Origin of the sequence: Pseudomonas sp. IPO3749 (assembly GCF_013386605.1) — a bacterium.
GTDB lineage: Bacteria > Pseudomonadota > Gammaproteobacteria > Pseudomonadales > Pseudomonadaceae > Aquipseudomonas > Aquipseudomonas azotoformans_A.
This window is the reverse complement of the sequence record NZ_JACARN010000144.1, coordinates 1-323: the sequence shown is the minus strand read 5'-3', so window position 1 is coordinate 323 and position 323 is coordinate 1. Positions and strand designations below refer to the sequence as shown.

1 protein-coding gene is annotated in these 323 nt (G+C 62.8%); it reads left to right on the top strand.

What is annotated here, in order from left to right; translation table 11 throughout:
* On the top strand, positions 1 to 323 hold a 323-nt coding region (locus HX812_RS31825; protein ID WP_256738068.1), incomplete at both ends, for a contractile injection system protein, VgrG/Pvc8 family.

Below are 323 nucleotides of genomic sequence, written 5' to 3'. Positions count from 1 at the left end.
CCAGAGGTCAAGCCACTGCGCACCCTGCAGGGTGTGGTCACTGGCTTCAAGCGCCAGTCCGGCTCCAACGACCAGGCCACGTATGAGATCGTCCTGCAACCGCGCTTGGCCCTGCTGGGTCGCGGCCGGCAGTTCCGCATCTACCAGCACCAATCAGTGCCGGACATCGTCGAGAGCATCCTGCGCACTCGCCATGGCTTCGAAGGCCAGGACTTTCTGTTCAGCCTGAAACGCGACTACCCCAAGCGCGAGCAGGTCATGCAGTACGGCGAAAGCGACCTGGCTTTTATCGCGCGCCTGCTGGCCGAGATCGGCATCTGGTA